General features: G+C 60.8%; 40 protein-coding genes. 31 read left to right on the top strand and 9 right to left on the bottom strand.

The window, feature by feature from the left end; genetic code table 11:
* Positions 1-146 precede the first annotated feature (146 nt).
* The 12 genes from ACR65W_RS20345 (at position 147) to ACR65W_RS20290 (ending at position 8,477) form a co-directional block, all read left to right on the top strand.
* Complete coding sequence (locus tag ACR65W_RS20345) at positions 147-293, top strand: hypothetical protein (protein ID WP_434501527.1); 147 nt, start codon at positions 147-149, stop codon at positions 291-293.
* 417 nt (positions 294-710) lie between these two features.
* Positions 711-1,952, top strand: coding sequence for a tyrosine-type recombinase/integrase (locus ACR65W_RS20340; protein WP_434498279.1), 1,242 nt, complete (start codon positions 711-713; stop codon positions 1,950-1,952).
* Complete coding sequence (locus ACR65W_RS20335; protein WP_434498251.1) at positions 1,949-2,641, top strand: hypothetical protein; 693 nt, start codon at positions 1,949-1,951, stop codon at positions 2,639-2,641. The genes ACR65W_RS20340 and ACR65W_RS20335 overlap by 4 nt, the downstream gene beginning before the upstream one ends.
* An 88-nt stretch (positions 2,642-2,729) precedes the next feature.
* On the top strand, positions 2,730-2,957 hold the full coding sequence (locus tag ACR65W_RS20330; protein WP_029649527.1) for a hypothetical protein: 228 nt from the start codon (positions 2,730-2,732) through the stop codon (positions 2,955-2,957).
* Between the two features lie 290 nt (positions 2,958-3,247).
* Positions 3,248-3,475 carry a hypothetical protein gene (locus tag ACR65W_RS20325; RefSeq protein WP_434498252.1) on the top strand — a complete coding sequence of 76 codons (228 nt, stop codon included), beginning with the start codon at positions 3,248-3,250 and terminating at the stop codon, positions 3,473-3,475.
* Positions 3,400-4,581: a helix-turn-helix domain-containing protein gene (locus ACR65W_RS20320; RefSeq protein ID WP_434503066.1), complete on the top strand. Its 1,182-nt coding sequence runs from the start codon at positions 3,400-3,402 to the stop codon at positions 4,579-4,581. The genes ACR65W_RS20325 and ACR65W_RS20320 overlap by 76 nt, the downstream gene beginning before the upstream one ends.
* 333 nt (positions 4,582-4,914) lie before the next feature.
* A complete protein-coding gene (locus ACR65W_RS20315) occupies positions 4,915-5,280 on the top strand; it encodes a hypothetical protein (protein ID WP_434498253.1) in 366 nt (121 codons plus the stop codon).
* A gap of 87 nt (positions 5,281-5,367) precedes the next feature.
* Positions 5,368-6,021, top strand: coding sequence for a hypothetical protein (locus tag ACR65W_RS20310; RefSeq protein ID WP_434498254.1), 654 nt, complete (start codon positions 5,368-5,370; stop codon positions 6,019-6,021).
* Positions 6,018-6,719, top strand: a complete 702-nt coding sequence (locus tag ACR65W_RS20305) for an HK97 family phage prohead protease (protein ID WP_434498255.1) — start codon at positions 6,018-6,020, stop codon at positions 6,717-6,719. Before ACR65W_RS20310 ends, ACR65W_RS20305 begins: the two co-directional genes overlap by 4 nt.
* A gap of 4 nt (positions 6,720-6,723) precedes the next feature.
* Positions 6,724-6,909, top strand: a complete 186-nt coding sequence (locus tag ACR65W_RS20300; RefSeq protein ID WP_434498256.1) for a hypothetical protein — start codon at positions 6,724-6,726, stop codon at positions 6,907-6,909.
* Positions 6,909-7,742, top strand: a complete 834-nt coding sequence (locus tag ACR65W_RS20295) for a hypothetical protein (protein WP_434498257.1) — start codon at positions 6,909-6,911, stop codon at positions 7,740-7,742. The genes ACR65W_RS20300 and ACR65W_RS20295 overlap by 1 nt, the downstream gene beginning before the upstream one ends.
* A gap of 18 nt (positions 7,743-7,760) precedes the next feature.
* The gene (locus tag ACR65W_RS20290) at positions 7,761-8,477 is read left to right on the top strand and encodes a Panacea domain-containing protein (RefSeq protein WP_434498258.1); all 717 of its coding nucleotides are present in this window, start codon (positions 7,761-7,763) and stop codon (positions 8,475-8,477) included.
* A 597-nt stretch (positions 8,478-9,074) separates the two neighbouring features.
* Here ACR65W_RS20290 and ACR65W_RS20285 read toward each other — a convergent pair.
* Positions 9,075-9,503: a hypothetical protein gene (locus tag ACR65W_RS20285; RefSeq protein WP_434498259.1), complete on the bottom strand. Its 429-nt coding sequence runs from the start codon at positions 9,501-9,503 to the stop codon at positions 9,075-9,077.
* A 41-nt stretch (positions 9,504-9,544) separates the two neighbouring features.
* Between ACR65W_RS20285 and ACR65W_RS20280 the strand changes: the two genes are divergently transcribed.
* Both ACR65W_RS20280 and ACR65W_RS20275 read left to right on the top strand, forming a co-directional pair.
* Positions 9,545-9,769 (top strand): hypothetical protein, encoded by a 225-nt coding sequence (locus tag ACR65W_RS20280; protein ID WP_434498260.1) that lies wholly within the window; start codon positions 9,545-9,547, stop codon positions 9,767-9,769.
* A gap of 382 nt (positions 9,770-10,151) precedes the next feature.
* Entirely contained in the window at positions 10,152-10,466 is a 315-nt protein-coding gene (locus ACR65W_RS20275; RefSeq protein WP_434498261.1) for a hypothetical protein, read from the top strand.
* Between the two features lie 36 nt (positions 10,467-10,502).
* Here ACR65W_RS20275 and ACR65W_RS20270 read toward each other — a convergent pair whose 3' ends face one another.
* Positions 10,503-10,859, bottom strand: a complete 357-nt coding sequence (locus ACR65W_RS20270; RefSeq protein ID WP_434498262.1) for a hypothetical protein — start codon at positions 10,857-10,859, stop codon at positions 10,503-10,505.
* A 151-nt stretch (positions 10,860-11,010) separates the two neighbouring features.
* Between ACR65W_RS20270 and ACR65W_RS20265 the strand changes: the two genes are divergently transcribed.
* Complete coding sequence (locus ACR65W_RS20265) at positions 11,011-11,205, top strand: hypothetical protein (protein ID WP_434498263.1); 195 nt, start codon at positions 11,011-11,013, stop codon at positions 11,203-11,205.
* A gap of 335 nt (positions 11,206-11,540) precedes the next feature.
* Complete coding sequence (locus ACR65W_RS20260) at positions 11,541-11,678, top strand: hypothetical protein (protein ID WP_434503064.1); 138 nt, start codon at positions 11,541-11,543, stop codon at positions 11,676-11,678.
* A gap of 121 nt (positions 11,679-11,799) precedes the next feature.
* On the opposite strand, the gene ACR65W_RS20255 is transcribed toward ACR65W_RS20260, so the two are convergent.
* The 3 genes from ACR65W_RS20255 to ACR65W_RS20245 form a co-directional block, all read right to left on the bottom strand.
* Positions 11,800-12,153 carry a hypothetical protein gene (locus tag ACR65W_RS20255; RefSeq protein WP_434498264.1) on the bottom strand — a complete coding sequence of 118 codons (354 nt, stop codon included), beginning with the start codon at positions 12,151-12,153 and terminating at the stop codon, positions 11,800-11,802.
* On the bottom strand, positions 12,134-12,331 hold the full coding sequence (locus tag ACR65W_RS20250; protein ID WP_434498265.1) for a hypothetical protein: 198 nt from the start codon (positions 12,329-12,331) through the stop codon (positions 12,134-12,136). Before ACR65W_RS20250 ends, ACR65W_RS20255 begins: the two co-directional genes overlap by 20 nt.
* A gap of 430 nt (positions 12,332-12,761) precedes the next feature.
* The gene (locus tag ACR65W_RS20245; RefSeq protein ID WP_018405945.1) at positions 12,762-13,187 is read right to left on the bottom strand and encodes a universal stress protein; all 426 of its coding nucleotides are present in this window, start codon (positions 13,185-13,187) and stop codon (positions 12,762-12,764) included.
* Positions 13,188-13,455: 268 nt separating this feature from the next.
* Between ACR65W_RS20245 and ACR65W_RS20240 the strand changes: the two genes are divergently transcribed.
* Positions 13,456-13,842, top strand: a complete 387-nt coding sequence (locus ACR65W_RS20240) for a PRC-barrel domain-containing protein (protein WP_434498266.1) — start codon at positions 13,456-13,458, stop codon at positions 13,840-13,842.
* A gap of 131 nt (positions 13,843-13,973) precedes the next feature.
* Here ACR65W_RS20240 and ACR65W_RS20235 read toward each other — a convergent pair whose 3' ends face one another.
* The 3 genes from ACR65W_RS20235 to ACR65W_RS20225 all read right to left on the bottom strand — a co-directional run bounded on the left by ACR65W_RS20235 (position 13,974) and on the right by ACR65W_RS20225 (position 15,159).
* The gene (locus tag ACR65W_RS20235) at positions 13,974-14,120 is read right to left on the bottom strand and encodes a hypothetical protein (protein WP_434498267.1); all 147 of its coding nucleotides are present in this window, start codon (positions 14,118-14,120) and stop codon (positions 13,974-13,976) included.
* The gene (locus ACR65W_RS20230; protein ID WP_434498268.1) at positions 14,117-14,593 is read right to left on the bottom strand and encodes a hypothetical protein; all 477 of its coding nucleotides are present in this window, start codon (positions 14,591-14,593) and stop codon (positions 14,117-14,119) included. Before ACR65W_RS20230 ends, ACR65W_RS20235 begins: the two co-directional genes overlap by 4 nt.
* Before the next feature lie 137 nt (positions 14,594-14,730).
* Complete coding sequence (locus ACR65W_RS20225) at positions 14,731-15,159, bottom strand: hypothetical protein (protein ID WP_434498269.1); 429 nt, start codon at positions 15,157-15,159, stop codon at positions 14,731-14,733.
* Positions 15,160-15,452: 293 nt separating this feature from the next.
* Here ACR65W_RS20225 and ACR65W_RS20220 point away from each other — a divergent pair, with 293 nt between their 5' ends.
* From ACR65W_RS20220 to ACR65W_RS20160, 13 genes are all read left to right on the top strand, one after another.
* Entirely contained in the window at positions 15,453-16,685 is a 1,233-nt protein-coding gene (locus ACR65W_RS20220; protein ID WP_434498270.1) for an integrase arm-type DNA-binding domain-containing protein, read from the top strand.
* On the top strand, positions 16,682-17,095 hold the full coding sequence (locus tag ACR65W_RS20215) for a hypothetical protein (protein WP_434498271.1): 414 nt from the start codon (positions 16,682-16,684) through the stop codon (positions 17,093-17,095). Before ACR65W_RS20220 ends, ACR65W_RS20215 begins: the two co-directional genes overlap by 4 nt.
* A 93-nt stretch (positions 17,096-17,188) precedes the next feature.
* On the top strand, positions 17,189-17,413 hold the full coding sequence (locus ACR65W_RS20210; RefSeq protein ID WP_434498272.1) for a helix-turn-helix transcriptional regulator: 225 nt from the start codon (positions 17,189-17,191) through the stop codon (positions 17,411-17,413).
* A 3-nt stretch (positions 17,414-17,416) separates the two neighbouring features.
* Complete coding sequence (locus ACR65W_RS20205; RefSeq protein ID WP_434498273.1) at positions 17,417-17,617, top strand: hypothetical protein; 201 nt, start codon at positions 17,417-17,419, stop codon at positions 17,615-17,617.
* Complete coding sequence (locus ACR65W_RS20200) at positions 17,614-17,859, top strand: hypothetical protein (protein WP_434498274.1); 246 nt, start codon at positions 17,614-17,616, stop codon at positions 17,857-17,859. The genes ACR65W_RS20205 and ACR65W_RS20200 overlap by 4 nt, the downstream gene beginning before the upstream one ends.
* A complete protein-coding gene (locus ACR65W_RS20195; RefSeq protein WP_434498275.1) occupies positions 17,856-19,082 on the top strand; it encodes an AAA family ATPase in 1,227 nt (408 codons plus the stop codon). The genes ACR65W_RS20200 and ACR65W_RS20195 overlap by 4 nt, the downstream gene beginning before the upstream one ends.
* A gap of 367 nt (positions 19,083-19,449) precedes the next feature.
* Entirely contained in the window at positions 19,450-19,671 is a 222-nt protein-coding gene (locus tag ACR65W_RS20190; RefSeq protein ID WP_434503062.1) for a hypothetical protein, read from the top strand.
* A 48-nt stretch (positions 19,672-19,719) separates the two neighbouring features.
* The gene (locus tag ACR65W_RS20185; protein ID WP_434498277.1) at positions 19,720-20,766 is read left to right on the top strand and encodes a phage major capsid family protein; all 1,047 of its coding nucleotides are present in this window, start codon (positions 19,720-19,722) and stop codon (positions 20,764-20,766) included.
* Positions 20,757-21,191 (top strand): hypothetical protein, encoded by a 435-nt coding sequence (locus tag ACR65W_RS20180; RefSeq protein ID WP_434503060.1) that lies wholly within the window; start codon positions 20,757-20,759, stop codon positions 21,189-21,191. The genes ACR65W_RS20185 and ACR65W_RS20180 overlap by 10 nt, the downstream gene beginning before the upstream one ends.
* On the top strand, positions 21,188-21,379 hold the full coding sequence (locus ACR65W_RS20175; protein WP_434501533.1) for a hypothetical protein: 192 nt from the start codon (positions 21,188-21,190) through the stop codon (positions 21,377-21,379). Before ACR65W_RS20180 ends, ACR65W_RS20175 begins: the two co-directional genes overlap by 4 nt.
* 10 nt (positions 21,380-21,389) lie before the next feature.
* Positions 21,390-23,504 carry a phage tail length tape measure family protein gene (locus ACR65W_RS20170; protein WP_434501532.1) on the top strand — a complete coding sequence of 705 codons (2,115 nt, stop codon included), beginning with the start codon at positions 21,390-21,392 and terminating at the stop codon, positions 23,502-23,504.
* Entirely contained in the window at positions 23,488-23,742 is a 255-nt protein-coding gene (locus ACR65W_RS20165; protein ID WP_434501531.1) for a hypothetical protein, read from the top strand. The genes ACR65W_RS20170 and ACR65W_RS20165 overlap by 17 nt, the downstream gene beginning before the upstream one ends.
* Positions 23,742-24,032 carry a hypothetical protein gene (locus ACR65W_RS20160; protein ID WP_434501530.1) on the top strand — a complete coding sequence of 97 codons (291 nt, stop codon included), beginning with the start codon at positions 23,742-23,744 and terminating at the stop codon, positions 24,030-24,032. Before ACR65W_RS20165 ends, ACR65W_RS20160 begins: the two co-directional genes overlap by 1 nt.
* Here the strand turns inward: ACR65W_RS20160 and ACR65W_RS20155 are convergent.
* Positions 24,029-24,265, bottom strand: a complete 237-nt coding sequence (locus tag ACR65W_RS20155) for a hypothetical protein (RefSeq protein WP_434501529.1) — start codon at positions 24,263-24,265, stop codon at positions 24,029-24,031. The two genes, ACR65W_RS20160 and ACR65W_RS20155, sit on opposite strands and share 4 nt — an antisense overlap.
* Before the next feature lie 53 nt (positions 24,266-24,318).
* On the opposite strand from ACR65W_RS20155, the gene ACR65W_RS20150 reads away from it, so the two are divergent.
* Positions 24,319-24,714, top strand: a 396-nt coding sequence (locus ACR65W_RS20150) for a hypothetical protein (RefSeq protein WP_434503058.1), incomplete at its 3' end; no start/stop codon positions are given.

Here is a 24,714-nt window from a genome sequence, read left to right as displayed (position 1 = left end):
GCGGTCAGCGATGTATTGGGCGATCGCTCCGACTCGGTCGGCCCTGGCGTGCTCCAGCTCGTCGAAGACGCCGCCCGTGAAATGGAAAGGCTCTCCGAAGCGTTTGACGCCGAGCGCTGGATCGCACGCCATCAGGAGCCGCAGTCATGACCGACATGAGCAACGCCACCATTCGCCAGCTTTGGGTTCGCATCTGGCGCATGAGGCTCGCGCGCTGGTCGCTCCGCGCCTCTCGCCGCTTCACCGACCTTGCCGAATGGCTCACGCCCGAGGATTTGCGGACGCGGCTCTGATCCCTACATTGCGCGAGCGCCGGCATTCGTCGTCGTCGCCAAGAACGCCCCGACCGTGGATGTAACGGCGGGGCGTTTTTTGTGGGCTAAAGCGCGGCTATATTGGTGGCGACATCGTGGCGATTTTACCATTTTGCCGCCTAGCGCTTAACAGCTAAATATTTGATTTAATTGGTGCCGGTTGCAGGATTCGAACCCGCGACCTACTGATTACAAACCAGATTTTTGCCCTATTATGGCTCTTTCTCGCTCTTCCTCTGATTATATAAGCATAAGAAAATCAGGCGCGCAAGACGGCTGTTGCTTTCTCCCTTTTTCTGGCATTATCCCCCAAACGCTTATAGAACGCTTATACATCGCGCCGTCAGTGGCGGCGGGGGTTCATTTTCAGGCGGTCGGGGGATGGCTCGCTAAAAGATCAATAAGCGGGCGGTCGACGCGCTGAACTGGCGCCCGCCAGGGCCGCCGCAACAATTTTTGTGGGACACGGCGCTGCGCGGCTTCGGCGTCTATGTGCTGGCCTCCGGCCAAAAGACTTATGTCGCCCAGTTTCGGCGCGAGGGACGTTCGCAGCGGGTGAAAATCGGACCCCACGGCGCGTTCACGCCGGACAAGGCGCGCGCCGAGGCAGCGCGCATCCTTGGCCGGGTCGCGCATGGCGAAGACCCGGCGGCGGAGCGGCGCGAACGGCGCGCGGCCCGGACAGTCAACGCGGTCGCCGATGAATTCCTCGCGGATCATGTCGACGAACTGCGCAAGCCCAGAACGGCGATCGAATATCGCCGGCTTATCGACCTTCACATTCGGTCAGCGCTTGGCCGGTCGCTCATGCGCGATGTAAAGCGCGCCGAGTTGGCGAGCCTGCGCGCGGATCTGCGCGAGACGCCGATCATGGCGAATCGCGTGCTCGCGGTCTTCGGTTCCTTATGGAGCTACGCGGCTCGGGTCGGGGACGTCGAAGCCGACGCGAACCCGGTTCGCGGAATCGAGCGTTATCGCGAACGAGGTCGCGAGCGATTCCTGACGACGGCGGAGCTGGCGCGACTCGGCGCCGCGTTGGAAGAGGGCGAGACCGTCGGCTTGCCCTATGTGGTCGACGAAACCAAGCCCGCCGCGAAACATGCGCCCAAAAGCGAAAACAGGCGCGTGAAGCTCGACGGGTATGCTGCAGCGGCGATTCGCCTGCTGCTGCTGACCGGCGCCCGTTTGCGCGAAATTCTCGGCGCGAAATGGGAGCAATGCGATTTCGAGCGCGGCATAATCTTCCTTGCGGACTCGAAGACGGGTCGTAAGCCGATCTATCTTTCGGCAGCGGCGCTCGCCGTGCTGGCGTCGCTTCCGAGAATTGAAGGCAATCCGCATATCATCGCCGGGGCGAAGCAAGGCGCGCCGCGCGCCGATCTTGCGAAGCCGTGGGCGGCCGTGAAACGCGCGGCACGGCTTGAAGGCGTCCGGCTTCACGACTTGCGCCATTCCTTCGCCAGCTTTGGCGCCGGCGCGTCGCTGGGGCTGCCGATCGTCGGAAAGCTCTTAGGACATTCGCAGGCGGCGACGACCCAACGCTACGCGCATCTCGACACGGACCCGCTGCGGCGCGCCGTCGACACGATCGGCGCGACGATCACGGCCGCGATGGACGGGAGCAAGGGGCTTCCGTGACCACCGCGCCTCGCCAAGCGCCGTCCGTGGAGGAAATTGTCAAGGCTCTCGCGAGCGGCGAAGCCGCCGCCGTTCTGCAAAGGCACGCCGCTTTTGTCATTCCACACCTTTGGCGACGGCGTTTGCCGCCCGGCGTGTCTCTAAATGCACGAGGTCGGCCGTGGAGCAAATGGTATCTGGACGAGAGATTTTATTGCCTGGTGGAGGATCGCGGCGGGGGGCCGGAAGAGGAGTTAACTCGGGCTCTTTCTACTGGAAGAGCTGAATCATATCTGCAAAAACTGGCGGCAAAGAGAATAGTTCAAGCTATAGATATCCACCGGCTTTACGAGGCCAAAGCAAAACCGAAAAAACTCAAGGAATCATCATGGGGCATTTCTTCATCGGTTATAATGATGGCTGCAGAGTATGAACTTCGGGACTCGAGCAGCCCGATCCTCGACGCCATGACGGAGTTTGCAGCTTTGGACGGACTTACGATGGATCAGATCAAGAGGATGTATAGAGATGGCTTCAAAGACAATATCCGCAACATTGCGCCCTTCGTTGCGGAAGTCGATGCAGCCTTCGCCAGCGGTGAAGATCCCGACCAGGCGCTCGTTAGAGCCGGTCAACGACGTTTCGACAGTTGGACTGTCTCAGAATTGAAGATGCTCTATCGCCATGTAAAAAAAGGGAAAATTAATTAGGGGTATTTTGCACCTTACAAGAGAATCAATATGTTTAAATTGCAGGGCTGTTCCCCGCCTGACGGGGCCGATTGATCGGGAATAGCTCATGAGCAACGCGCATTTTCTTCGCCGCAAGGCCGCCGGCGAATATCTGAAAGCAAAATTCGGATTCGGCTCGGAAAAGACGCTAGCCAAGCTCGCCTCGGTTGGCGGCGGACCTGAGTTTCGCAAAGGTTTCGGCGCCGCGCTGTATGAACCCGCGAAGCTCGACGAGTGGGCTATCGCGAAAATCGGCGAGCCGCAGACCAGCACTTCCGACACGCAGGCCGCGTGATCGGCCATGCCTCGGACAGCAAAGAGCCCGCCGGCGTCGACCGGCGGGGCTCCAAATACGCAATGCTTGGCGGCTTGCGGTTCGGACCATAACCCCACGTCCTTGCCCTCGCAAGCGGCGCTACCGAGCAAAGCGACGCTGGCCCGGAGATGGCCGCGCCTTCGCGTGAACCGCCTAACCGGGCGCTGGCGCGACGACGCGACGGGCGCGAACGGCGGTGAACTCGAACCGCTCCTTACCTACCTAGCAGCCGCCGGGAGAATGGACGCGCGGCGAACGGAGCGCGTCCGATGATGTCGGCCGAACGTCGCCAGTTCATTTCGGAGCGCACGCGCGCCGCGATGGCGTCGCCCGAAGTGCGAAAGCGAATTAGCGAGCGGACGAAGCTGGGCATGGCCGCGCGTGCGCAGTGGGCGCCGGAACTGCTCGCGCTCGAGAAGGCATGGCGCGAAGCCGGCCTTACGGCGCGACGACGCTTCTTCGAGAGGTTGCTCTGCTTCCTGGTGGAGCGTGCGTGATGAGCATTGATCCGCCGAAGCTGGCAACCGCGAAACTCAGTCTCGTCCGTGACACAGCTCTTGATGGCAAGCTCAGCAAGCTCGCCTTGCGGCTTATAGGCATATTCGTCGGGATTCACATGCGCCCCGAGCACGACGGCGTCGCGTGGCCATCGACAAAATTTATATGCAAACAGCTCGGCGTTTCCAGCGAAAGCAAGGTGCGAAGCGCGCTGTATGCGCTCTTGGAGCGCGGCTACCTCGCGGCAGAGCGAAAGGCCGGCGAGACGACCCGCTATCGGATCGCCGACCGTTACTTCGATCGCAGCACCCCGCCCCGTATAGGGGCTACCACCCAGCCCCTATACGGGGCTGGGTCAGATGATACCCCGCCCCCTATAGGGGCTAACCCCCAGCCCCTATACGGGGCGGGGAGGGCGCCCCCTATAGGGGCTACAAATACCGTAAATAGAAAACCGTTAATTGAAGACCGTAAACCCCCTCTCTACTCCCCCAACAGATCTGGAGCGGACAGCATTTGGCCTGGCGATGAGGCGGTTTCATCCTTCGGCGCGATGCCCAGCACATTCGGACGCTTCGAGGCGGCCTGGCAGTGGAGGCAGGGAGAGAGCGTCAGGGCGGCGCGAATTGCATTCCACCGGCTAAGCGAGAGCGATCGCGAGAGCGCCATTAAAGGCGCTCCAGCTTTCCAAGTCGCAATGGCCTACAGGCAATATCCGCCGCATGCGTCAACCTATCTCGGCGAGCGCAAGTGGACATTTACGCCGAGATCGCCGCCTCGGCCGGCGAAAGCGCCGCGGGGCGGAGTCGGCGCGTTGCTGGCGGAATCTTACGGATTTGACCATGCGCACTGCCCACAGAAAACAATCAATCTCGTAGCTGCTCGATTGGGCGATGATGCGCCTGCGCGGGAAAGCACCGTCGAACGCCTGAAAGATGGGCGATGCAGGCTGCATCCAAACTCTGAGCAGATGCTTCGCTGGCGCGAGCACGAACGACGCACGCTGGGCAAGGCCAGGCCTGGACTGACGCGGCCAAGCGAATGGCCGCCCGGCACGAGTTCTCCGAATGAGCCCTTCGTCGACGGGGCGGAGGCACTGCGATGACGGGGAGGGGGGATCAAATCTCTAACGCCCGAAGGGGTCTACACCACATAGGTTCTCATGCGCGCGAAATTTTTCTGCGGCGTATTTGGTTTGATTAGGGGTGTGAAAAATCAATGCAATCAAACGAATCTACAAAGAAAAATGGTCGCGGCGGCAAGCGCGCCGGCGCAGGTCGCAAGCGCCAGCAACGCGACGAAGAGGTGAAGCCGAAAAATGGTCGTGGGGGCGCTCGGCCTGGCGCGGGACGCCCACCAGGCGCTCGCACATCGCCTTCCGCCGAGCAGCTCGGTCTCCCTCTGGAAGGGCCGGGAGGATGTGCATGACGGATCGCTTATGAGCTCGCCGGAAAACACTGATCTTGAACCGGACGTGTGCGCTTCACTCATCCAGGCGCCACTGCCGTCGCCCGCAACGGTCGCCACGATGCTCGAAGAGTTGTGCGCCGAGGCGACGGACGAAACCGATCGAGCAGCCTACCAGCGCGCGCGTCGCGCCCTCGCACAGGCCGGCGGCGGCCGCCCGCCGATCGACGACGCGGCGGCGCTTTACGAAGTGCGCGAGAAGATGGCTGCAGGCCGACTGTCGTTGCGCGCGGCCATCCTTCACGTCGGCCGCGCTCGCGCGCCATACGCGCTAGCCGCATTCGAACGGCGGATGTTTAGGAAGTTCAGCGCCGCCAAGGCGGTAAAAAAAGTCTGACAGAATGATTTTTGTCAGACGAGCGCCGAGTTATTTTTGTGATTGTGCATGGAGGCAATCATGTTGGCGGCGCTGAGGAACGAGAGAATGGCAAGGGTCGAAACGACCAATGATTTGGCAATCGCTGAGAGCGTATCGCTTGACCGAGCAAATCCCGAATATGCGCGGGTGCGGGCGCGGCGTGACGAGTTGCAAGGCATGGCCGTCGCAGTCGAGCGCGAGGTGATCGAGATCACGCGCGCGCTGCACAGTCTCTCCCTCAGCGAAGAGACCAGGCATAATCCGATTGATCGCGCGGCTGAGGCGCGCGTGTCGGATCTTATCGGAGATGTTGCTCCCAGCGCCGTGAAGAGCGACGATTTTCTGCTGAAGCGAGAGGCGCTCAACACCAAGCAACGCGACCTGGGCGATCTCAAACAGGCAATAGACGCCCTGAATGCGCGGCTTCGTGTGCTTCACGGCCAGGCGTCGGCGGCTGTGCGCGAGAAGATCGGGCCGCTGATCCGCGTGCGGATCGCCGCCATCGCCAGATCTTTGATTGCTGCCAGCGAGGCGCAGCGAGCCTATGACGAGCTCGCCGACATGCTGAACGGTGAGAACGTTTGGTGGAGCGATCTCGCACACCCGCCGGTGTTTCTCGATAGCCCGCGCGATCGGTGCGGCCGCGTCGCCTATTATCTCCGCGAAGCTGTGGAGAAGGGCGCAATCGGCGCCGAGGAAATTCCGGAGGCGCTGCGATGAGCAGATTCACCGGCGATATGGAGTTCAAATTTGTTCGCGAGGCTGAACGGTTTGACCTTCGTGATGTGGGCGTCTCTGCGCCGGCGCTCCAGGGCTACGCCTGTCTCTGGAAGAAGGTCCATTGGTATTCCCGATTACGGCGTTGGGAAGCGTTCGCGACAGGCGCTTTCGCAGCTTCGCTGATGAGCGGTAAGGCGATCTCGGCCTATACTGAACACGAAGAAATCGGCCTGTTCAGCACCACAGCCGACCGGCTTGAACTTATACAAGATCAATGGGGCCTTGCCTTTCGGGTCCAACTTCGTAAAGGCGACGACCATCAAGAACAGCTTGCTCGTAAAGTCGCAATTGGCGAGTGGTCCGAGGTGTCTGTAGGCTACCGAACCGTTCGCGAGCACACTGTCACAATCGAGGGAAAGACGGTCCATGTCCTCGACGAGTGCGACCTGAGTGAGATCTCTATTTGCAAGCGTGGCGCTGTCCCCGGAACGTCGTGCAGGCTGATCGATGCACGCGGCCGAAAAACTCTTCGTGAGGACTTGCGAGGCGGCAATCTTTTGAAGGGCGCCGTGACAGCGAATGCGGCGCGTAAAGCGGCTTGCGACCAGGCATTCGAGAACGTGAAAGCATCGACGGAGTTCATGTATGACCGGCTTGGCGCAATCGTCGCCGACGCGCGCGCTGCTGGTCTAATGTGATTCGATGTTTGTCCGCCTGGGTTTTGATCTCAACACCGCAAAATTTCTTGCTGTGATGCTAGAGGCACGCATGATCAATGATGAGCCTGGCGCCGCGCGTTCCGACCAAAACGAAAAATCTGCGTTTTGCTCTGAAACCTCGAAGGCAACTGGCAAGAGCCGCCGCAGCGTCATGGCGGGCCGCGCCTAATGACCGACGCAAAAGGCCACAGCGCAGTTCGGGCGATGAAAAAGCCGACCAAGCTCTCAAAAGACACGGTCTGGGAGAAGCTGGAGCTTTTCCCCACGCCGCCTTGGGCGACGCGGGCGCTCATGGAAATCGCCCTACCGCGCGTCGTCTCAATGCGTCCGTCCTCGATATGGGATCCTTGCGCCGGTCTCGGCCACATGGAGGTGCCGCTGTCGGAATATGCCACCGTCCACGCGAGCGACGTTCACATCTACGAGCTTGCGCCGCTGTCGGCCGAGTATGATCCGCGCGACCGTGAGTTTCGCGATGCGCCGTTGACGACGGCGGCCTTTGGGATCGAACGCGTCGATTTTTTCGACGACGCGGCTGCTTGGCCGTTCGATCGCCGCGGCTGGATCATCGGCAACCCGCCTTTCGTGCCGGCGGCGCGCATGCTCGCCAAGGCGCTGGCGATCGAGGGCGTCGAGGGCGTCGCGCTGCTGCTCCGGCTGCAATGGCTAACGACGGATGAGCGCTGGCGCGAAGTCTATTCGCACATGCCGCCGAGCGTCGTCGCGCCCTTCGTCGAGCGCGTGCCAATGTGTCTCGGAGGCTACGATCCGGACGGGTCGACGGCCACAGATTACGCCTGGTTTATCTGGAGCGAGCCGAAGCGCTGCAAGCTTCTCGACGGCGCTGATCCTTCGTTTCCGTTGCAGCACATTCCGCCCTGCCGCGAGCGGCTGACCAAGCGCGAAGATCGCGCGCTCGCCCTGCGCTGCGTGCCGGGTTTCGTCCCCCCGTCGGTGCTGAGGAAACAATCGCCGTTCCAGGCGGCGTTGGAGCTTGGATAATCCGCGCGGGACTTTTGCGTGACCTGGATCCTCTCCATGCCAAGAGCGGTTCGTCAAATCGCGAATCGTGTGCTAAAATTAACAATTGCATATAAAGAAAACTTTATATGCTTATGGAGTTTAGATGAGGAGCGCGCCACGGGGCCAGCAAGCGGCGGTCGCAAACCATTTGGGGAGCGCGGTAGATGCTCTAACAAAGGAGGAACGGCCAGCTCTCGCCAAAAAGGCGGTTGCGCGCCGTTGTCGCTGATGCATTCGTCTTTAGCAATTGCTAACGAATTCCTGATGCGAGCGGCGGATGAACGGCGCCAATTGACGCATATGCAGCTGCAGAAGCTTGTCTATCTGGCTCACGGCTGGAACCTTGCCGTGAACGGCCGAGAGCTTATCGAAGATGAATTTGAAGCTTGGGAGTTCGGCCCAGTCGTTCGCAAGCTTTACAATGCGTTGTCAAAGTTCGGTAAGTCTCCAGTCGGGCGTCTAATTCGATGGGGCGACGACACGCCGTTTCCGTCGGACGACGGAGGCGCTGCTCTTACTTCCCTCGATCCGCATGAAAGGGCTGTCCTTGATAAAGTTTGGGAGCAATACAAGGGATTTGAAGCATTTAAGTTGTCTGCGCTGACACATGCAAAGCGGAGTCCGTGGGAGAAATTCTACGAAAAGGGAAAAAATAAAGTAATAGATACAAATTCGATTTGGGATTACTTTGCAGACCTCGCCAACGCCACATAGGCCCACGGTTCCCTTAGAAAAAATTGCAGCTGGCGTCCCGTCGGTCCGCGAAAAGGATTCTGAGGACGACAAAGATAAACTAGAAAATCAGTCGTTAGCAAACCGAGCTGCAAGAGCTCAAATTAGTTCTGTTGAGCAATCGAACCGAGACAAACGCGTAAATCGCAAATTGCGTTGGCGTTATGCTTCTTGGGTCTTTAGATACTTGGTATGCTATTCGATCGCTGTTTTCTTGTTGTTGCTTTTCACAGGACTTGGATGGCTGAACATCCCAGAGCAATCACTTTCTGCATTGGTAGGCAGCACAGCCGTTTCAGCCATCGGTCTGGTGGGGTTTGTAGTAAGCGGCTTGTTCAAGAATTAAAGAATTCGACGCCCGCCTTCTCGGAGCGGCGCGGATCGCCGCGGTGCCTGCCTCGGTCAAAATGTAGCCTTCGATCCGATCCGGTGCACTCCGTCAATGCCGCCGCAAAAACGGCCCGCCACTCGGCGGGGGGTGACGGGCCGCCCGAGGCTTGAGGCTGCGGCTCCCCAAGCCCACGCAAAACGATAGAGCCAGTTTTAGCGATCGAGCAACCGCCTGCAAAACGCTCCAGCTTATTCGTCGTTCTCCGCGTTTAAATCCTCAAGTGGAATAGTCGCGCCAGAGTCTCTTTTGCGCAGCTTCACCCCAGGCACCTCGCCGTTTGTGAGCCCGACGCCGGCGTTTTCGAGCGCGGCGCGAACGGCGGCAATATTGTTGGGCATTCCTGGCACCGGCCCCTCGCTCGCTTCCATCCGGCCCAAAGTCTGAACAGAAACCCTCGCGGTGCTCGCAAGTTCGGCCTGGCTGAGCCCGGCGAGGGACGCCAGCCGGAAGCCTTTGTTCCGTTGCCGGACGGCCGCTCCATCCCGGTTGCGATGCGGGGTAACGAGCAGAAAGTCATCATTCAAAACTTCGCGCCGGGGATCGACATTCAACAGCAAGTCACGCCGCAGGGTGTCGTTCTCACGGTGCAGAGTATGCTCAAGGATTACAGCAAACAAATGCCCGGCATTCTTGCCGACGCGCAGAGGCGGGGAAATCGATGACCGATCCCGTCGCCGCTCTGCTCGGCCTTGATGGCATCGAGAGCAGCATCAAGCACACGATCGACACGGTTGCGCTGGCCGCTGCCAACGGCGGCGACGTCGTTCGCGCTGGTGCTATTCGATGGTTTCGGCAAGAGTTGATCGACGGCCTTCCGGGCAACCCGAGTTCGCCGGCAAGGACTTGGGCGCGCTCGTCGACAGTCTCGCCGAACGGCTCGTGAAGCGCATGGCGGAAATCGAGGCTAGCACGGCAGGGAGCGCTTAGCGGGTCCGCCCCAACGCGGTTGCTCTGATGTATTGCGTCTTCGGGCTTCTTCGGCGGCGACTGCTTGGCGGCGTCTGACTTACGCACGTGCGTAACTTGAAACTCATTGCGGAAAACATACTCAATAGACCGGCGCTCCGTAGCTGCCAGCACGTCGCGTGCGCGAGCCATGTCCTGCCCCATAGCGACGAGCGCCGCGCGTGTGTCGGAGTTCATCTCGAATCCCTGCGCGTCCCACTAGGCGCCGAAAGCTTTCGTGCTCGGATAGCGCGCTTTCGCGGCGGCGACGCTGATCCGACGTTGGTTGTGCCGGGGTAGGGTGCGAGACCGATTTTTCAATGAAATTGTGGAACGAAACCGCCGCGCATCGGTTAGCGCTTTTGGCGGGCCGCGAAAAACACGAGGGGCGGGACGTGATGAACGAACTACGGCCAGATGAATGGCGACGCGTGCTTGCGCGTGAGTTTCAGGAGCAATCCGTTACCGCCACTCTCCAGATCGGCAAGCAGCTGCGATTTAAGCTCGCCAAGATTACGGTCGAGCCGTTGCCCGGTGAGCTTCAGCTCTTGTTGGGCGAATTAGAAGCAAAGACCGCACAAAAGATCGGCCCCTCTCCCATGCAAGAGGCCGGCAACTGCATGGAAGGAAATTAGCCGCTGAGCAGTCAACTATGAACTGAGGGCTGATCGTCAATGGTCGCGTCGAACGTAGCCGACATAAAAGCAGCTTGTCATAATGGCGTAGATTGCTTCATCCGGATCTACTTGATCGGACATGATCGACGCCGATCCATCCTCGCAGCCGCTGCAGTCAAAAATCAGGTAGCCGTCGGATTCTCGATCGGCGGCGAACGGGGTGAAGATGTAGTCGCGAGCCGTCCTACCCAAGCTCTGGTCCAGCAGACGCGCCGCGGTGGCGGCCAGTCCGGCGGTATCATCGTCAAGCTGAGCGACGATCCCAGCCCAATTTCGTGCATGCGTTCCGGGAGCCGACGTGTCGCCGCAAACTCGGTTACTCGTCCTATCAACGAGAACAAGGCGCTTCATCGAGCGCGTCTCCAGAAATCCCCCGCCAACAGAAGATTAGCCTTTGAGGCGACCGAGCGCCAGCTCGCATTTTTCGGGCTTAGCGGCTACGCTTGTGTTATAATCGTCGCCGCCCGACACGTTACGATTGGCAGGATAATCAGGGGACGACATGGCGCAAAAGAACCTCGCCGACTACATGCAAGAACAACTTGCAGGCGCTCGCCGGAATCTGGCGTTGTCCGCAATCGACTTCTCGATCCCCGACGAAAAAATCCTTGAAATCCGGGAGTCAGTTCGTCGTGAAGCCGCAGACGTTCAACGCCTCAAAAAGAAAAAGGGCTTTCTGGGTTTCTTGGGACTCTGACGGTAGGCCGCCGCTATCCTGGCCGAATGCGGCCCTTCGGAGACAGCGCAATTCTTGCGGACGCTGGCCGACGTGATTGACGCGATGCCGAGAGTGCCGATCGGGAGGCACAAAAGCGCGGCACGCGCATGTATGCCATAGGCGCGTCCGCAAGCGAGCACCCGAGTCTGTCGACGCGCCAATCAAGGCGGCTCGCCTCTATACCATCACAAGCTGGACAATCTGCGCCAGTAATCTCTGATCCCGCTGGGGTGCCAGTCGAAGGCAGCCACAATGCCAGGCATCAATCGATCGGCAGAACCTCGATATGCGGTCATCGTCTTTGAGGGGGCGAGGTGCATCGCGAGGATGACCTAATTCGAGCGCGCGAGATTTTTGAGTATGCCGTCGTTGACGAGTCGAAGGTCGATCGCCGCGTCGAGTTTTACGACAGGCTTTACCTGATCGAGGCTTGGTCTAGCGAGGATGAATAGGACAGGTGCCAGGCCTGTCGGCTGGCAGGTTAGTTCTGTCCGCCGTCATGTGGGGGCGGGCGATGAATCACGCAAGCGGTAGGGCTTCGCGCCTTCGGCCAGCGCGGTGCGGCGCTGGAAATCAGAATGGTCTGCGGCCTCGCCGAGAGGATGAGGCCCCAATGCCCTTGCCCAATAGCTCCATGGCATCCTCTGCAATTTCCTCAGGCTCGTTCTGCCCCTCGCCTTCCCCGGCGACAGCAAGCACAGCCCGCATCAGTGCAGTTCCGTCGAGGCTTATCCCGCGATCGGCGGCCATTCGATTGGCGGCCCGGAAGGCCTCATCGATCAAATCCTGATGCACACGAGCTCCTTCCACGTTTTTTTCAGGTCTCGCCCTCGGATAGAAGCCTGACTGCAGATCGCCTTTGGTCAAATAAGGCGCTATGAGCAGAATTGAACCGACAATAGAGCGGCTAATTTGAATTTCCGTCATCCAAATTCCATAGCCGATCCAGCAGGATTTTCAGATCGGTGTGGCAGCGTTCGATATGCTCTCGAATGACAACTCGGTCATCATGCGTCAGAGTTTCCAGCCTGATGTTGAACCACTCGCGCCGGATAGTCTCACGCAGCGATTCTATTCCTCGTATTAGCTTCTCAGCTTCGGTCATCCGTATGGGTCCTTGCGGCGCTCGGCCTGCCACGCTTGCCTCGGCGCTATCTGGCCGGCGTCGCCTCTCTAGCGACTCCTGTCAACTACTTGTCCGCGGTTCAGAGCCGCGGGCTTTTTATGGTTCATCCGCTGGCTTCGAGCCTCGCCCGTCGTCAGCTTTCCGCGCCTCTTCGATCAGGCGCGCAAGCTGCTTCTTTAGGACGGAACCTTGGATCTGACGCCCGTCGTATCCTTCGCGGTCAAGGCGTGCGACGATATCGCCGACCCTTCTGCAGTCTCCGGAGCGAGCAAGTTCGAACGCTCGCTCAATTGTTGTCTTGTCGGCATCCATGGCAGTTATGGCTACCTAGCGCCGTTGTATGGGCGTCGATCGGTCATGGCATTGCTCGCCCTTTGTTGCGGTTGGGCTATCCTGCACCCCGTAGCTGCTACTGCCGCACGACGAGCACTGAGCATTTTGCGTGGTATACGATGGCGCCGGCGTTCGAGCCAATGAGAAACCGATCCATTCCTGGCCGGTGGGAGCCTACGACGACGACTTCTGCGCCCCACTCCTCGGCCTCCGCCAGAACCTTTTGATAGACGGGACCGAACAGCACAACGGTCGAGATTCGGCCGGTCGGATGAGCGATGCTAGCCGCTAAGGCGGCGATCTCCTTCTCGAGGCCTTGCTGAATATCCTTGTCGAAATTTCCCTTGACGTAGTCGAGGAAGGCGACGGGAATAAGGGTCTGCACATTGACCAGCCTGAGTTCACTATTGAAAGCCCTGGCGAGGGCCGCTGCTTTGTCGATCGCCTGCTTGGTCATCTCAGATTCAGTGAGATCGATCGCGACAAGAATCTTTTTGAGCATCGTCGCCTCCCTGGCTGACCCTTTTAGGAAGTAAGATGCGGAGCTTTAGTGCCGAGGCAACGGTCTCTTACGCACATCTTTGCGAGCATCGTGCTCTCGGACGTTCGAAGGCGGCGGTCCAGGAACATTGCACAGGGTCATGCGTTTACGGTGTGAATGGCGCCGCTGGCCTTTGCCTTTGATGCGAGGCGCCCGATCCGTCTCAAAGAGCGTGAGAAGGAGTGTTGCTGGAAGGCGGCGGGCGGCGTCCTACGCATAGGAGAGCGCAATGGCGACTGCAGCCTCAAATCCGAAAATCAACCTGATATCGAGCCAGCACATCGATGGCGCGGCCGTTTACGACAAGAGTGGCAAGGAAATCGGCAAGATCGACCATTTCATGATTGATATGGAATCGGGCCGAGTTCTTTACGCGGTCGTCGAATTTTGCGGCTTCATGTGCCTGCATCCCGGCCATCATCCATTGCCTTGGACATCGCTGAAATACGACAGAGACTGTCGTGGATACTTCGCGGATGTCACCCAGGACTTGGTCGAGAGTGCGCCAGACTACACCGACGAAAGCTGGATGGACCGCGAGTGGGAGACGCGTGTGCACCAGCATTATGCTGCTCAGCCTTATTGGCAGGAAAGCGGCGGGCCATCCGTCGCGTGAGGGAGAGAGCGGCCAATAATTTCGGATTGTCCGGCAGCAAATGAAAAACGCCCCGCCGTTACATCCACGGTCGGGGCGTTCTCTTTGCGCCCGGTAGGACTGAACCGGCGCTTGCAGCGAATCTTAAGCGGTCACGGCTGGCGCCGCAAATCCTCTGGCAAGAGCCATTCGGCGAATTCGTCGAAAGCGCGCGAGGCGCGCAGAGCGCAGCATGCGAGTCCGATGCGCCAAAGTCGAATGAAGAGTGCGCCTTTCGCGGCGTTCGCAGGAGCGCTCATGCTCGGATCTCCCATTGCTCCAACGCCGCGGCCAGATTTTTTAGCATTCGCCTTTGCAAATGCGGGTCGTGGTCACGGATGTTGCGATCAAGAAAACGGACCAATGCGACGGCACCTCTTAAGGTTGTCGGTTTGGTCGACGCCAAACGCCTTTTCGCGTCCATCAAGCGCTCGCGAAGCTGGATCACCGACAAGCTCAAGTCCGCAATTCCCGCTCTCTTATCCCATTGCCGCCCGAGGCGGATGGCAGCGCGCTCACGCTTCTTAGCGTCGAGATATTCTTGTTCGATCTTCGCCGGATCTTCTTCTTGCGCTGCGAGGAGCGCTTGTCGCCTTAGCTCGATCTCATGCCCGCCGATAAAATAATCGCGCCAAGTGATCAGCTCTGTTGGGCGACATTGGCCGAGCCGATCTTCGGCGGCGTCTCCCGCCTGGGCAAGCTTCGAACTCGCTCGGTGGAAAGCGCGCTCCAAGGACTCGGCTTCCTTGAGAGCCGTTAAGATGGGGTCCGGCTCAGGGGTAGCGCCCGCGACGATTGAAGGCGCCGCAACCGGCGCGGCGGCAAGGGCGGGCGAGCCTACGCGCCGGATGGTGTTGAGGCCTGGGGCGCTCATGACCGTCCCCCCAGGTCGGCGAGAACCGGCGAATGCAGTAGCGTCATAGCGAACTGCCCGACATGCCTCAGCGCGCAGCCGCGGTCATAATCGGCGAGCCAGTCGATAGCGGCGCGGGCGCCCGCTTTCGACGTGGGCGCGGTATCGATCAGCGCTTGCAGCGCAGCCTCTTCCACTTCGCGCGCTGAATCCCAGGCCGCCTCATCGGCTTCTGTCACTTCGCGGCCTTCCTGCTCGGCTCGCGCTTCGTCCGTGAGATCGCAGGTGCGTATGAACGCGCGCTCGGCGGCCTTATGGCGTTCGAGCGCAGCGAAGATCGGATCGGCGTCAGCCGGAATTTCGCTGGCGATTGCGGGAAGCCCTGCGACGGGCGCAGCGGCGAGGCCGGCCACGACGGCGCGGCGGGTGGTGACGGTGACGGTCATAAGGGCTCCAGATGCTTATAGGGCGCTTATATCGGCCCCGTGGCTGCGATCAGGAAGCCGAGAAATATCGTGCAACTATCTGATTTTACTGGTGCCGGTTGCAGGATTCGAACCCGCGACCTACTGATTACAAATCACATTTTGCGCCATTTCCGGCCGTTGACGGCTATTCCGCGCTATTCAAAAACCCTTGTTTTCCGGGGGATTCGCGTTCATAGCTATTCCAGCCGGTTCCTGCCGATATCTTTACGGTGGCGACATGGTGGCGACACAAGCGACCGAGTGACTGGAAAATGATTTCCGACAGGCTCACCAAGCGCGTGGTTGACGCGCTCCAGCCGAGAGACAAGCCATACGTGGCCTATGACGTCGATCTGACCGGCTTTGGCCTTCGCGTCATGCCGAGCGGCGTCAAGAGTTGGATAGTCGAATACCGCCCCGATGGCGGCGGGCGTGGCGTCGCCAAAAAACGCGTTACGCTTGGCAAGGTGGGCGCGCTCACGCCAGACCAAGCGAGGCGTGCGGCGTCCGAGCTCCTGGCCCGCGTGCGGCTAGGGGCCGATCCTGCAGCGGAGAAGGCCGACAGGCGCGACGCGCCGACCGTTGGCGGCTTGATCGACGCCTTCATCGCCGAGCATGTAGACGGCAAGCTGAAGCCCGCCAGCGCCATATCGGCGAAGGCCGGTCTAGAACGCCTGCGGGCGGCGCACGGCGCCCTAAAGGCCGAGGCGCTGGCCCGCGCCCAGCTTGCCTTGCTCCATTCCTCCATGCGGGCGACGCCGTATCTGGCGAATCGCCATCTGGCCGCATGGCGCAAGATGTACGCTTGGGCCGAGACGCGCGGCCTTGTCCCTGAAGGCTACAACCCGGCAAAGAAGATCCAGCCTTTTCGAGAGCAGGCGCGGGAGCGTTATCTCTCGACGGATGAACTCGCGCGGCTCGGCGATGCGCTGCGGCTCTGCGAGCAAGAGGGCGTCGACCCCGGCGCCGTCGCCGCTATCCGGCTCTTGATCCTGAGCGGCGCCCGCCTGCAGGAAATCCTTCAAGCCAAATGGTCGCAGATAGACGGGGAGCGCGGCGTCCTTTGGCTGGCGGACTCCAAGACTGGCAGGAAGCCGGTCTATCTGAGCGCCGCAGCGCAAGCCGTTCTCGCCGGTCTGCCGCGCATCTATGGCAACCCCTACATCATCGCTGGCGCACGGGCAGGGCAACCGCGCTCAGACCTGAATAAACCCTGGAGCCGTGTGAAGCGCATTGCCGGCTTAGACGGCGTCCGTTTGCATGATTTGCGACATAGCTTCGCGAGCGTCGGGGCCGGCGCATCGCTCGGGCTTCCCATCATTGGCCGGCTGCTTGGTCACAGCCAACCGGCGACAACGCAACGCTACGCGCATGTCGGCGCCGATCCATTGCGGCGCGCCGCCGACACCATAGGCGCGACGATCGCCGCGGCGATGGACGGCGGACAGGGCGCCAAGGTGACGCCTATGCGAAGGGCGCAGCGCCGGAAAGGCGCCGGCGAATGAGCGATGACGTCGGAGCGAGAATCTTCGCCCAAATCTATGACGAAAAGGCTTCCATGCGGGAGCGCGTTGCGCGCCTTGTTGAGCTCTTGCGTTCCGATGAGCCGATACCGCCGGGCGCAAGACAGTTGCTCGCCGACCTTTTCGACGAAGACGCCGGTTCAAGGTTCTGCGTCGAATTGAAACCGCGTCGCGGTAAAGGGGAGCGCAAGGACGAAGCGCTGCAAATCGTTCGCAGCGTGCGCGACTCGAATATCGCGAATGCGCTGATTGAAAGAATCAACGCGGGGGAGGCTCGGAAGGCCGTCGTCGACGATCTATGCGCGGCGTTTTCGGTCAGTCGGACGCATGTCCAAAACATCGCGAAGATGTACAAGCGCCGCTTGTCCCCGCCATCCAGCGAAATGGAGTGATTTCGCTGGATCTTTATTTGTTGCGTATCACGGATTCCTGCATTCTATAGACGGCTATTCCGCGCTGCTTTGGCGCAATAAAGGGGGATAGCCATGCCGAAAACCGCCGACATCGAGGATGCTCAAATCCTCTGGACGCCGCATGACACGGCCGGGCGTCTGCGCGTCTCTGAATCGACGCTGGCCAAATGGCGAATGACCGGCGACGGGCCGGAATTCGTGAAGATGGGCTTCAAAGTGCGCTATCGGCCGGCCGCCGTTGAGACCTTCATCGCGAAGCGCACGCGCCGCTCGACCTCCCAGACTGCGGCCGCGTGAAGCATGGCCCAGAAACGAGAGAACCCGGACGCGGGCGGCGTCCGGGCTCGGAATTGTGATCAGTCTGGCAAGGCGATCGCTTCCGAAAATAGCATTTCGCAGCGCCTCGACGCAATCGCAAACTCGATTGATCCACTCGCCGCCGACCTTGACCTCCTCGACGCGCTCGTTCAACTCGCCGACGAAATGGAGGCGGGCCAATGAACGCGCCCGTCTCCTTTCCCATCCCGAGCGCCGCGCAACAGTGCCGCGCACACATCGCCGAACTTGCCGGCGTGATCAGCGCTAACGCCGAAATCGTCGCGCTCTACGCCGAGACAGGCGACGACGTCGGTCTTGAATATCAGATGCGGCGATTGATCCTGCACGTTCGGGCCGCAGCCGCGACGTTCAGGGATATGGCCGAAATTGAGAATGCGCGCCGCGCAGAAAGCGAGGCCGCTTGAGCGATAGATCGCAAGTCGACGAAGCCATTGGCGAATGGCGCCGCGAAACGCGCCAGCGCCCGCCTGGAGCGAGCTACGAGGCGATTTACGACGACGCGCCACTGCCCGTTGAGCCGCCGGGCATGTTTGATCCGCCAGGCGAACGGCAACCCAAATTCGAACCTCTCGCCTCGCGTGACGAGCTTTTGGTCTCGGCATGGCTGAAGCGCGAATTGCCGCCTCGCGACTATCTGCTCGGCGACTTAATGTGCACGACTTCGCGCATCGTCATTATTGGCGCGACCGGCATTGGCAAGACGCTCTTCGCCATGGGCTGCAGCGGAGCCATGGCGGCCGGCATGGATTTCCTCGGATGGAAAGGACGCCGACGCGCCCGCGTCATGTATCTCGACGGCGAGCTTCCAGCGGAAACCTTTAAGGAGCGCCTGGAAATCATCGCCGACCGCTACGGCGAGGATATTGAGCTCTTCGGCTACAACCGCGACGTGCTTGGCCCCGACGAAATGCCGCCGCTGAACGCTGCCGCTGGCCGCGCATGGCTGTTGCGTGAAATCGAGACAGTAAAGCCGGATATCGTCTTCTTTGACGCCATCATGTGCCTGCTCACGGGCAGCATGGCCGAAGAGGAAAGCTGGGCGCCCGTCAAAGACCTTGTGCGCCTGCTTTCGGCGCGGCGCATCGCCCAAGTCTGGCTGCATCACACCGGCCACGACGCGACCAAGGGGTTCGGGACGAAAACCCGCGAATGGGAAATGGACACCGTCATCATGCTCTCGAGGCTCGAAGACGGCGGCGACGATCCCTCGGCGGCCTTTCAGCTCGAGTTCACCAAGGCGCGGATGAAGACGCCCGAGAACTACAAGCAGTTCGCCACGCGCATCGTTCGCTGCACCGAAGACGGCTTCGTATCTGAGGACGCCCCAGTGTCGGCGAGAGGCAGGGGGAACAGCGAACAGGATATCGTCCGCCGACATTTCCTCGCCGCGTATGACGAGATCGCCGATGGCATCACGCCTTCGCAGGGGTTCGATGGCGCTCCCGTCCGCAAGGTCAAGACCGACGCTGTGCGAGACCGGCTCAAGAGCCGCGGCTTCCTCGACACGAACGAGAAGGGGCATCTGACGGCGACGAGCAAGTCGCACTTCCGACGCGTCAAAAGTCAGCTTTTGGACAAAGGCGGATTTGCCGAGGACGAGGGGCTGATATGGCGAACCACCCCCTAACCGAACCGGGTTGCACGTGCACCCTCTTAGAGAGGGGTGCAACGCAACCCTGGTTGCAGGGCCAGAGTTGCATGCATCCCGGCTGCAACCCTGATGCAACCCGCCCAGCGCCCGGCCTTGCGCCGCCAGTGTTGGGTCAGCAAACCGCCTTTGTTGATTTTCCCTCAATTTCGCGGGCTTGCGCGCGAATGACCCTGTCCGGTTGGCGGTCCCTCTCGCGCAGAGCTTTCACGATGCCCCCCCATCCATTGGCCGGGGGGCGCCTCAGAAAATCCGATCTCCGAGGGCCGCTGACCGGTTGGGTAGTCGAATTTTTTCGCGTGCAAAATCGGGACAAAATGCAAAATCGGAATGAAAGATACCGCCCGTGAGTCCAGCTGAACGCCAACGCCGACGACGGGCGCGCCAGCGCGCGGGTCGGCGCGTGATCCGCGTTGAGGTTGATGAAGCCGCAACCGAAGATGCGCTGACCCGCCTTGGCTACCTCTCGCCTCTCCGCACGGACGATCCAAAGGAAGTCGAACGCGCGCTCGCCGCTCTGATCGATCGCGCTTGCGAAGCTGTCACGCGTGACGCCGCCGACATTTGAAACGTGTCACGATCGCGCAAATCACGATTTTGAACGAGGAACGAGGAATTGTCGAAACATCACATCATCGAGGCGCTGCGGGCGCCTTCCGCCGATCGCGGCAAGGCCGTCACGACGGCCGCATGGTGCGCCTGCCTTAGCGCGGTTCACAAAGGCGAGGAAGCCCAGCGCGTTCTCAAGGCCGACGATACGGCGCGGAGATTGCTGCTTCCGGCGGTCGTGCGCGCCGACCAGAGCGTTGGCACGACGACCGGCTCCGGCTGGGCCGACGATCTTGTGCAGACCGCCGTTGGCGGCTTCGTTTCGAGCATTGCGCCATTGAGCGCAGGCGCACGGCTTATCGCCGCTGGCGAGCGCGTCCCGCTCGGCGCGACGGATAGCGTTTCGTTCCCCGTCGTCGATACATCGCTGGGCGCCGCCCCTTGGGTTGAGGAAGGCGAGCCGATCGGCGTGACGAACTTTGACTTCGACGCCGCCACGCTCGGACCCTCAAAGAAGGTCGCGACGATCCTTCCTGTCTCGCGCGAACTCGTCAAGCGTAGCGCCGGCCGCGTCATTTTCGATCGGCTGTTGCGCGAGACCGCAGCGCATGCGCTCGACCTCGCGATTTTTTCCGCCGACGCCGCAAGCGCCGCGGCCTGTGCGGGCCTGCGCGCCGGCTTGACGCCTGTCGCCGGCAATGGCGACCCAGAAAGCGATATTGTCGCGATGTTGACGGCGCTCGCCACTCTCGGCTCCGGCGGCGTCGACGCCCTGATCTGTAATCCCAGAGAGGCCGCTGTCCTCGCCGTGCGGCTCCCGTTGCTCAAGACGCCCGTTTTCGCTTCGCGCGCCATGCCGGCTGGAACGGTCCTCGCAATCGACGTTTCCGACTTCGCGAGTTCCGTCTCAGATATCGAAATTTTCGCATCCGAAGAGGCGGTCATTCACATGAGCGACACGCCTTTGCCGATCGTCAGCGGCGCGCCCGTTACGGCCGATCCCGTGCGCAGTGCATGGCAAACGAACTGCATCGCTCTGCGGATGATCCTCGAAATGAGCTTCGTTGCGCGCGCCGGTCGCGTCGCGGTCATGGAGAGCGTTTCATGGACCTGATCGACGACGAAGAGCTTGCTGAGGCGACAGGCGAGGTTCCTGAGTGCCCTGTTCGGGCTCGCGCGCTGGAAACCCTCGCCAGCGCCGATGCGACGCTCAGCGTCCCTCGCCCGGGCAGGGAATCGGCTGACGAGTATCACCGCCTTCTCGCCGAGCGCACCGCGCGCGTCATCCAAAAGCGCGCGCCGGAGGCTCCCATCCGTAAGGTGACGATGCAACCGGCGCCTATTGCGGACGATAACGCAAAATCCGTCTCAATGGGCGTCTTCACAAAAGTCCTTCAAACGCTGATCTTGGAGGAACGCGCGCGAACGCAGAAAACTATCGACGAGCTTCAAACGCGCCTTGCGCAGACCGAGGCAAGGCTCGCGCAGACCGAGGGGCGTCTCGCCGGGATCGAAACCAAAGGGGCGAAGCGAAAATGAGCGACACTCAGCGCCACGAGTTGGCGGACCTTGTGAAGAGGCTTGTCGACGCCGAGATGGCCCCGCTTATTGCCCGCATCGCCGATCTTGAGCGGGAGATCGCTGACATGCAATGGCGCTCCGCGGCGATGACGGCCGCCGAGATGGACGCCGATGGAACGCATCCGCCGTCGCTGACGGCGAACTGACGAGGAAGTTATGCCCGAAGCCGTTCGATCACGCATTGAAATCGACGTCCGAACGTCTGGCGCCGACGCGGCGAAGAAGTCCCTCGACGCGCTAGTCGGGTCCGAAGAGGCGCTTGTCAAGACGACCGATCGCGTCGTCAAGGTGCAGGAACGCAATGAAATCGCATTAGAGCGCCTGGCGCGTAAGCATGATCAAGAATTCAGGTCAACGCAGGATGCGGCGCGCGCGCAGGGCGTGTTGGAGCGTGCGCGCAAGTCTGGTCTCGCTGGGACTGAGGCGTATCAGCGCGCCCTTTCCGGATTGAATCGCGTCACGAACGACAACGCCAAATTGTCCGCGCTCCAACGGCATGAATGGATAAATCTTAGCCGGCAAGCGCAGGACGTGGCGGTCTCGCTCGCGGGCGGTCAAAAGCCGATGACTGTGCTGCTGCAACAGGGTAGCCAAATTGCGGACGTCTTCAGCAGCAGCCGCGGCGGCGCGTCGGCGGCGCTACGCGAATTTGGCGCGGTCGCGACACGGGCACTGTTCTCGCCTATAGGAATCGCCGCCTCGCTCGCTGGAGGGCTTTTGGCGGTCAAGGCGGCTGGCGACGCTGCGGGCGCTTCCTTAGCGGCGCTGGGCGAGAAAGCCCGATCGACTGGTCTGTCTGCAAATGAAATCACGGGCGCGCGAATTGTTGGAGCGCGCGCAGGGCTCGACGACAAGGAATCCTTTGGAGCGCTTCAGAATGCGACACGTGAATTTGCGGCGTTCGGGCGCAACAGCGGCGCCGTTAAATCTTTTCTTGAGACGGTCGATAAGGGTTTCCTTGGCGTCGCCGATCGGGCGCGCTCCGCTGGAGAATGGATAGACCGTATCGAGCAAAAGATTCGCGCGCTGCCGAAGGCGCAGGGTCTCGAATTGAGCAAGGCATTGTTCGGCGATGACGCTGGGCGGAAGCTTTTCGAGCAAGTTCAGCAGGGCGCCGTCAGCATGGCGTCGCTTCGCGCCGAGACGGAAAAGGCCGGCGGCAATTTCGACGTGGTCGCCGAACATGCCGAGCGGATGAAGCGCGAGATTGCGGAGATAGACGCCATCGCATCGACGCGCCTTCTCTCGACCTTTGGCGCGCTCGCCGATCCCGTTCTCGCGCTTGAGCGGGCTTGGGCGAATATGAAGCTCGGCATTCTCGACGTCGAACGCAGCGCGCGCCAGCTCAAAGACACGTTGCGGTTCAATGCCGGAGAGGCGCTGGGCGTTCAGGGCGAAGCGGCGAGCACTGTATTCGCGCGGATGCGCCAGCAACGTCTCGGCGACCCGTTTGCCGGCAAGACGATGGCGGACGTCGACCCGCTGACCAATCTATTTACGCAGGGCCAGAAGCCTCGCTCTGTCGGCGAAGACCGCGCGCTATTCACTAAGCCGGAAAAGGCGCGGCACGCCGGACTGACTGATGCTGAGAAATCGGCGTCCGCATATCAGCGAATTTCGCGCGAGCTTGAAAATCAGATCAGCCTCGCGACTGCGCTCGGCGCCGAACACGACAACGTTGCGCTGAAGATCAAAATCGAGAACGAGCAATTGAAACTCGGCTCGGCGGCGACTGCGGAGCAGAAAGCGCATATCGCCGAACTGGTGACACACCTTAGCGAAGCCGAGCGCGCGCAGAAAAACGCTACGAAGGAAGCTGAAGCGTATCGCGACACAATGAAGGAGGCGAGTTCAATCGCAAAGGACTCGATGAAAGGCCTGGTCGCCGATCTTCGCGAAGGCAATTCGCTCGGAAAGTCGTTGCAAAACACGATCGCAAGTATCTCCACGAAAATCCTAAACAAAGGAATCGATACGGCCATCGATTCGGCATTCAATATGCTCGGCGGCGGAAGCAAGAGCGGCGGCGGCGGTTTTGGATTCGGGCCTGTCGGCAAGACCGTCGGGAGCGTGGCAAGTTCTCTCGGCGCTTCGTCCACGGTCTCGACTGTCGCCAGCACATTGGCGAGCGCGGCGAGCGCGCTCTTTTCTGGCGGCTCGATGTTTCGCAGACGGCGGCGTTATGACGTCGCGAGGCCCTGTGCCGTTGCGTCGCTACGCCGCCGGTGGAGTCGCCAACTCTCCTCAACTCGCCATGTTTGGAGAAGGTAGCGGCGCGGAAGCCTATGTTCCTCTCCCCGACGGCCGGCGTATCCCCGCAGTCGTGGACATGCGCGGCGGGGAGCAGGCGCAGCCGAATATTGCCGTTCACAACTATGCGGCCGGCGTCGAAGTGACGCCGCAGATGACGCCTGACGGTGTAGCCATAATCGTGCAGAGCGCTTTGAAGGGGTTTAGCAAGCAGGTGCCGGGTTTGGTGGCGGACTCCCAAAGGCGGACGAACCGCTGATGCGCGCTGTGGACGAACCGCTGCGAAATTTGCTCATCGATTTGATGGGCGTTGCCAATATCGAGGCCAGTTTCCAGAACTTGGTGGATACATGCGCCCTCGCTGTCGCGGGAAAGGGCGACGACGATGCCGGAGCGCTCGTCGCCTGGTTGCAAATCGAAGCGATGGAAGACTTTTCGAAATCTGACGCGCTTCGCGGCAAGGACCTTGCGCCTCTCGCCGATTTGCTCGCGGCGAGGCTTGAGAAACGCATTAAGGAGATCGAGGCGGGACAGGTGGGCAGGGCTTAGCTCGCCTTGCCGAGCGCCTTTTCAATCAGCCGCCGGATGGCCTCCGGGCGCGTCGGTTGCGGTTCCGGCTGCTTCGCTATCCATGAGTCGAGGGAGCCGAGCGCGTCCGGCTGCATTCTGACGACAATCTGAGCGCCTTTGCCTGTCGCCGGCGGGCCGCGTTTCTTTTTCTGTGCTATCACGGTTTGACGAGCCATAACAACCGTGCTATCACAAAAACGTCGGGCCGCCAAGGGACTGGAACTCCCGCGACGGCCCTAACCAAGCCGACTAACAGGAGTCCGCAATGGCTGATTTTGGAAATACCACAACCGAGACGGGCGAGCGCCCTGGCGCGATAGTCGAGGCGCTTCGTGAGGCTGGCGTTGACTGCGATCTTACGATGCGGGTTTTCGGCTGCATCGAAAACGAACGCGCCCTGGTCATCGCGAAGGCGGCGCGGCTTTTCTACCATCCCAACGACGAGCAGAGGCCTATGAAGCTCGGCGATTTCTCGGACCAATTCAACAATATGAACCGTCGCATGTGGGGACTCGTCGCCGCGGTCAGCGATGTATTGGGCGATCGCTCCGACTCGGTCGGCCCTGGCGTGCTCCAGCTCGTCGAAGACGCCGCCCGTGAAATGGAAAGGCTCTCCGAAGCGTTTGACGCCGAGCGCTGGATCGCACGCCATCAGGAGCCG

The organism is Methylocystis sp. (genome assembly GCF_051062815.1).
Lineage (GTDB): Bacteria > Pseudomonadota > Alphaproteobacteria > Rhizobiales > Beijerinckiaceae > Methylocystis.
This window is presented reverse-complemented; position numbering and strand designations above follow the sequence as displayed.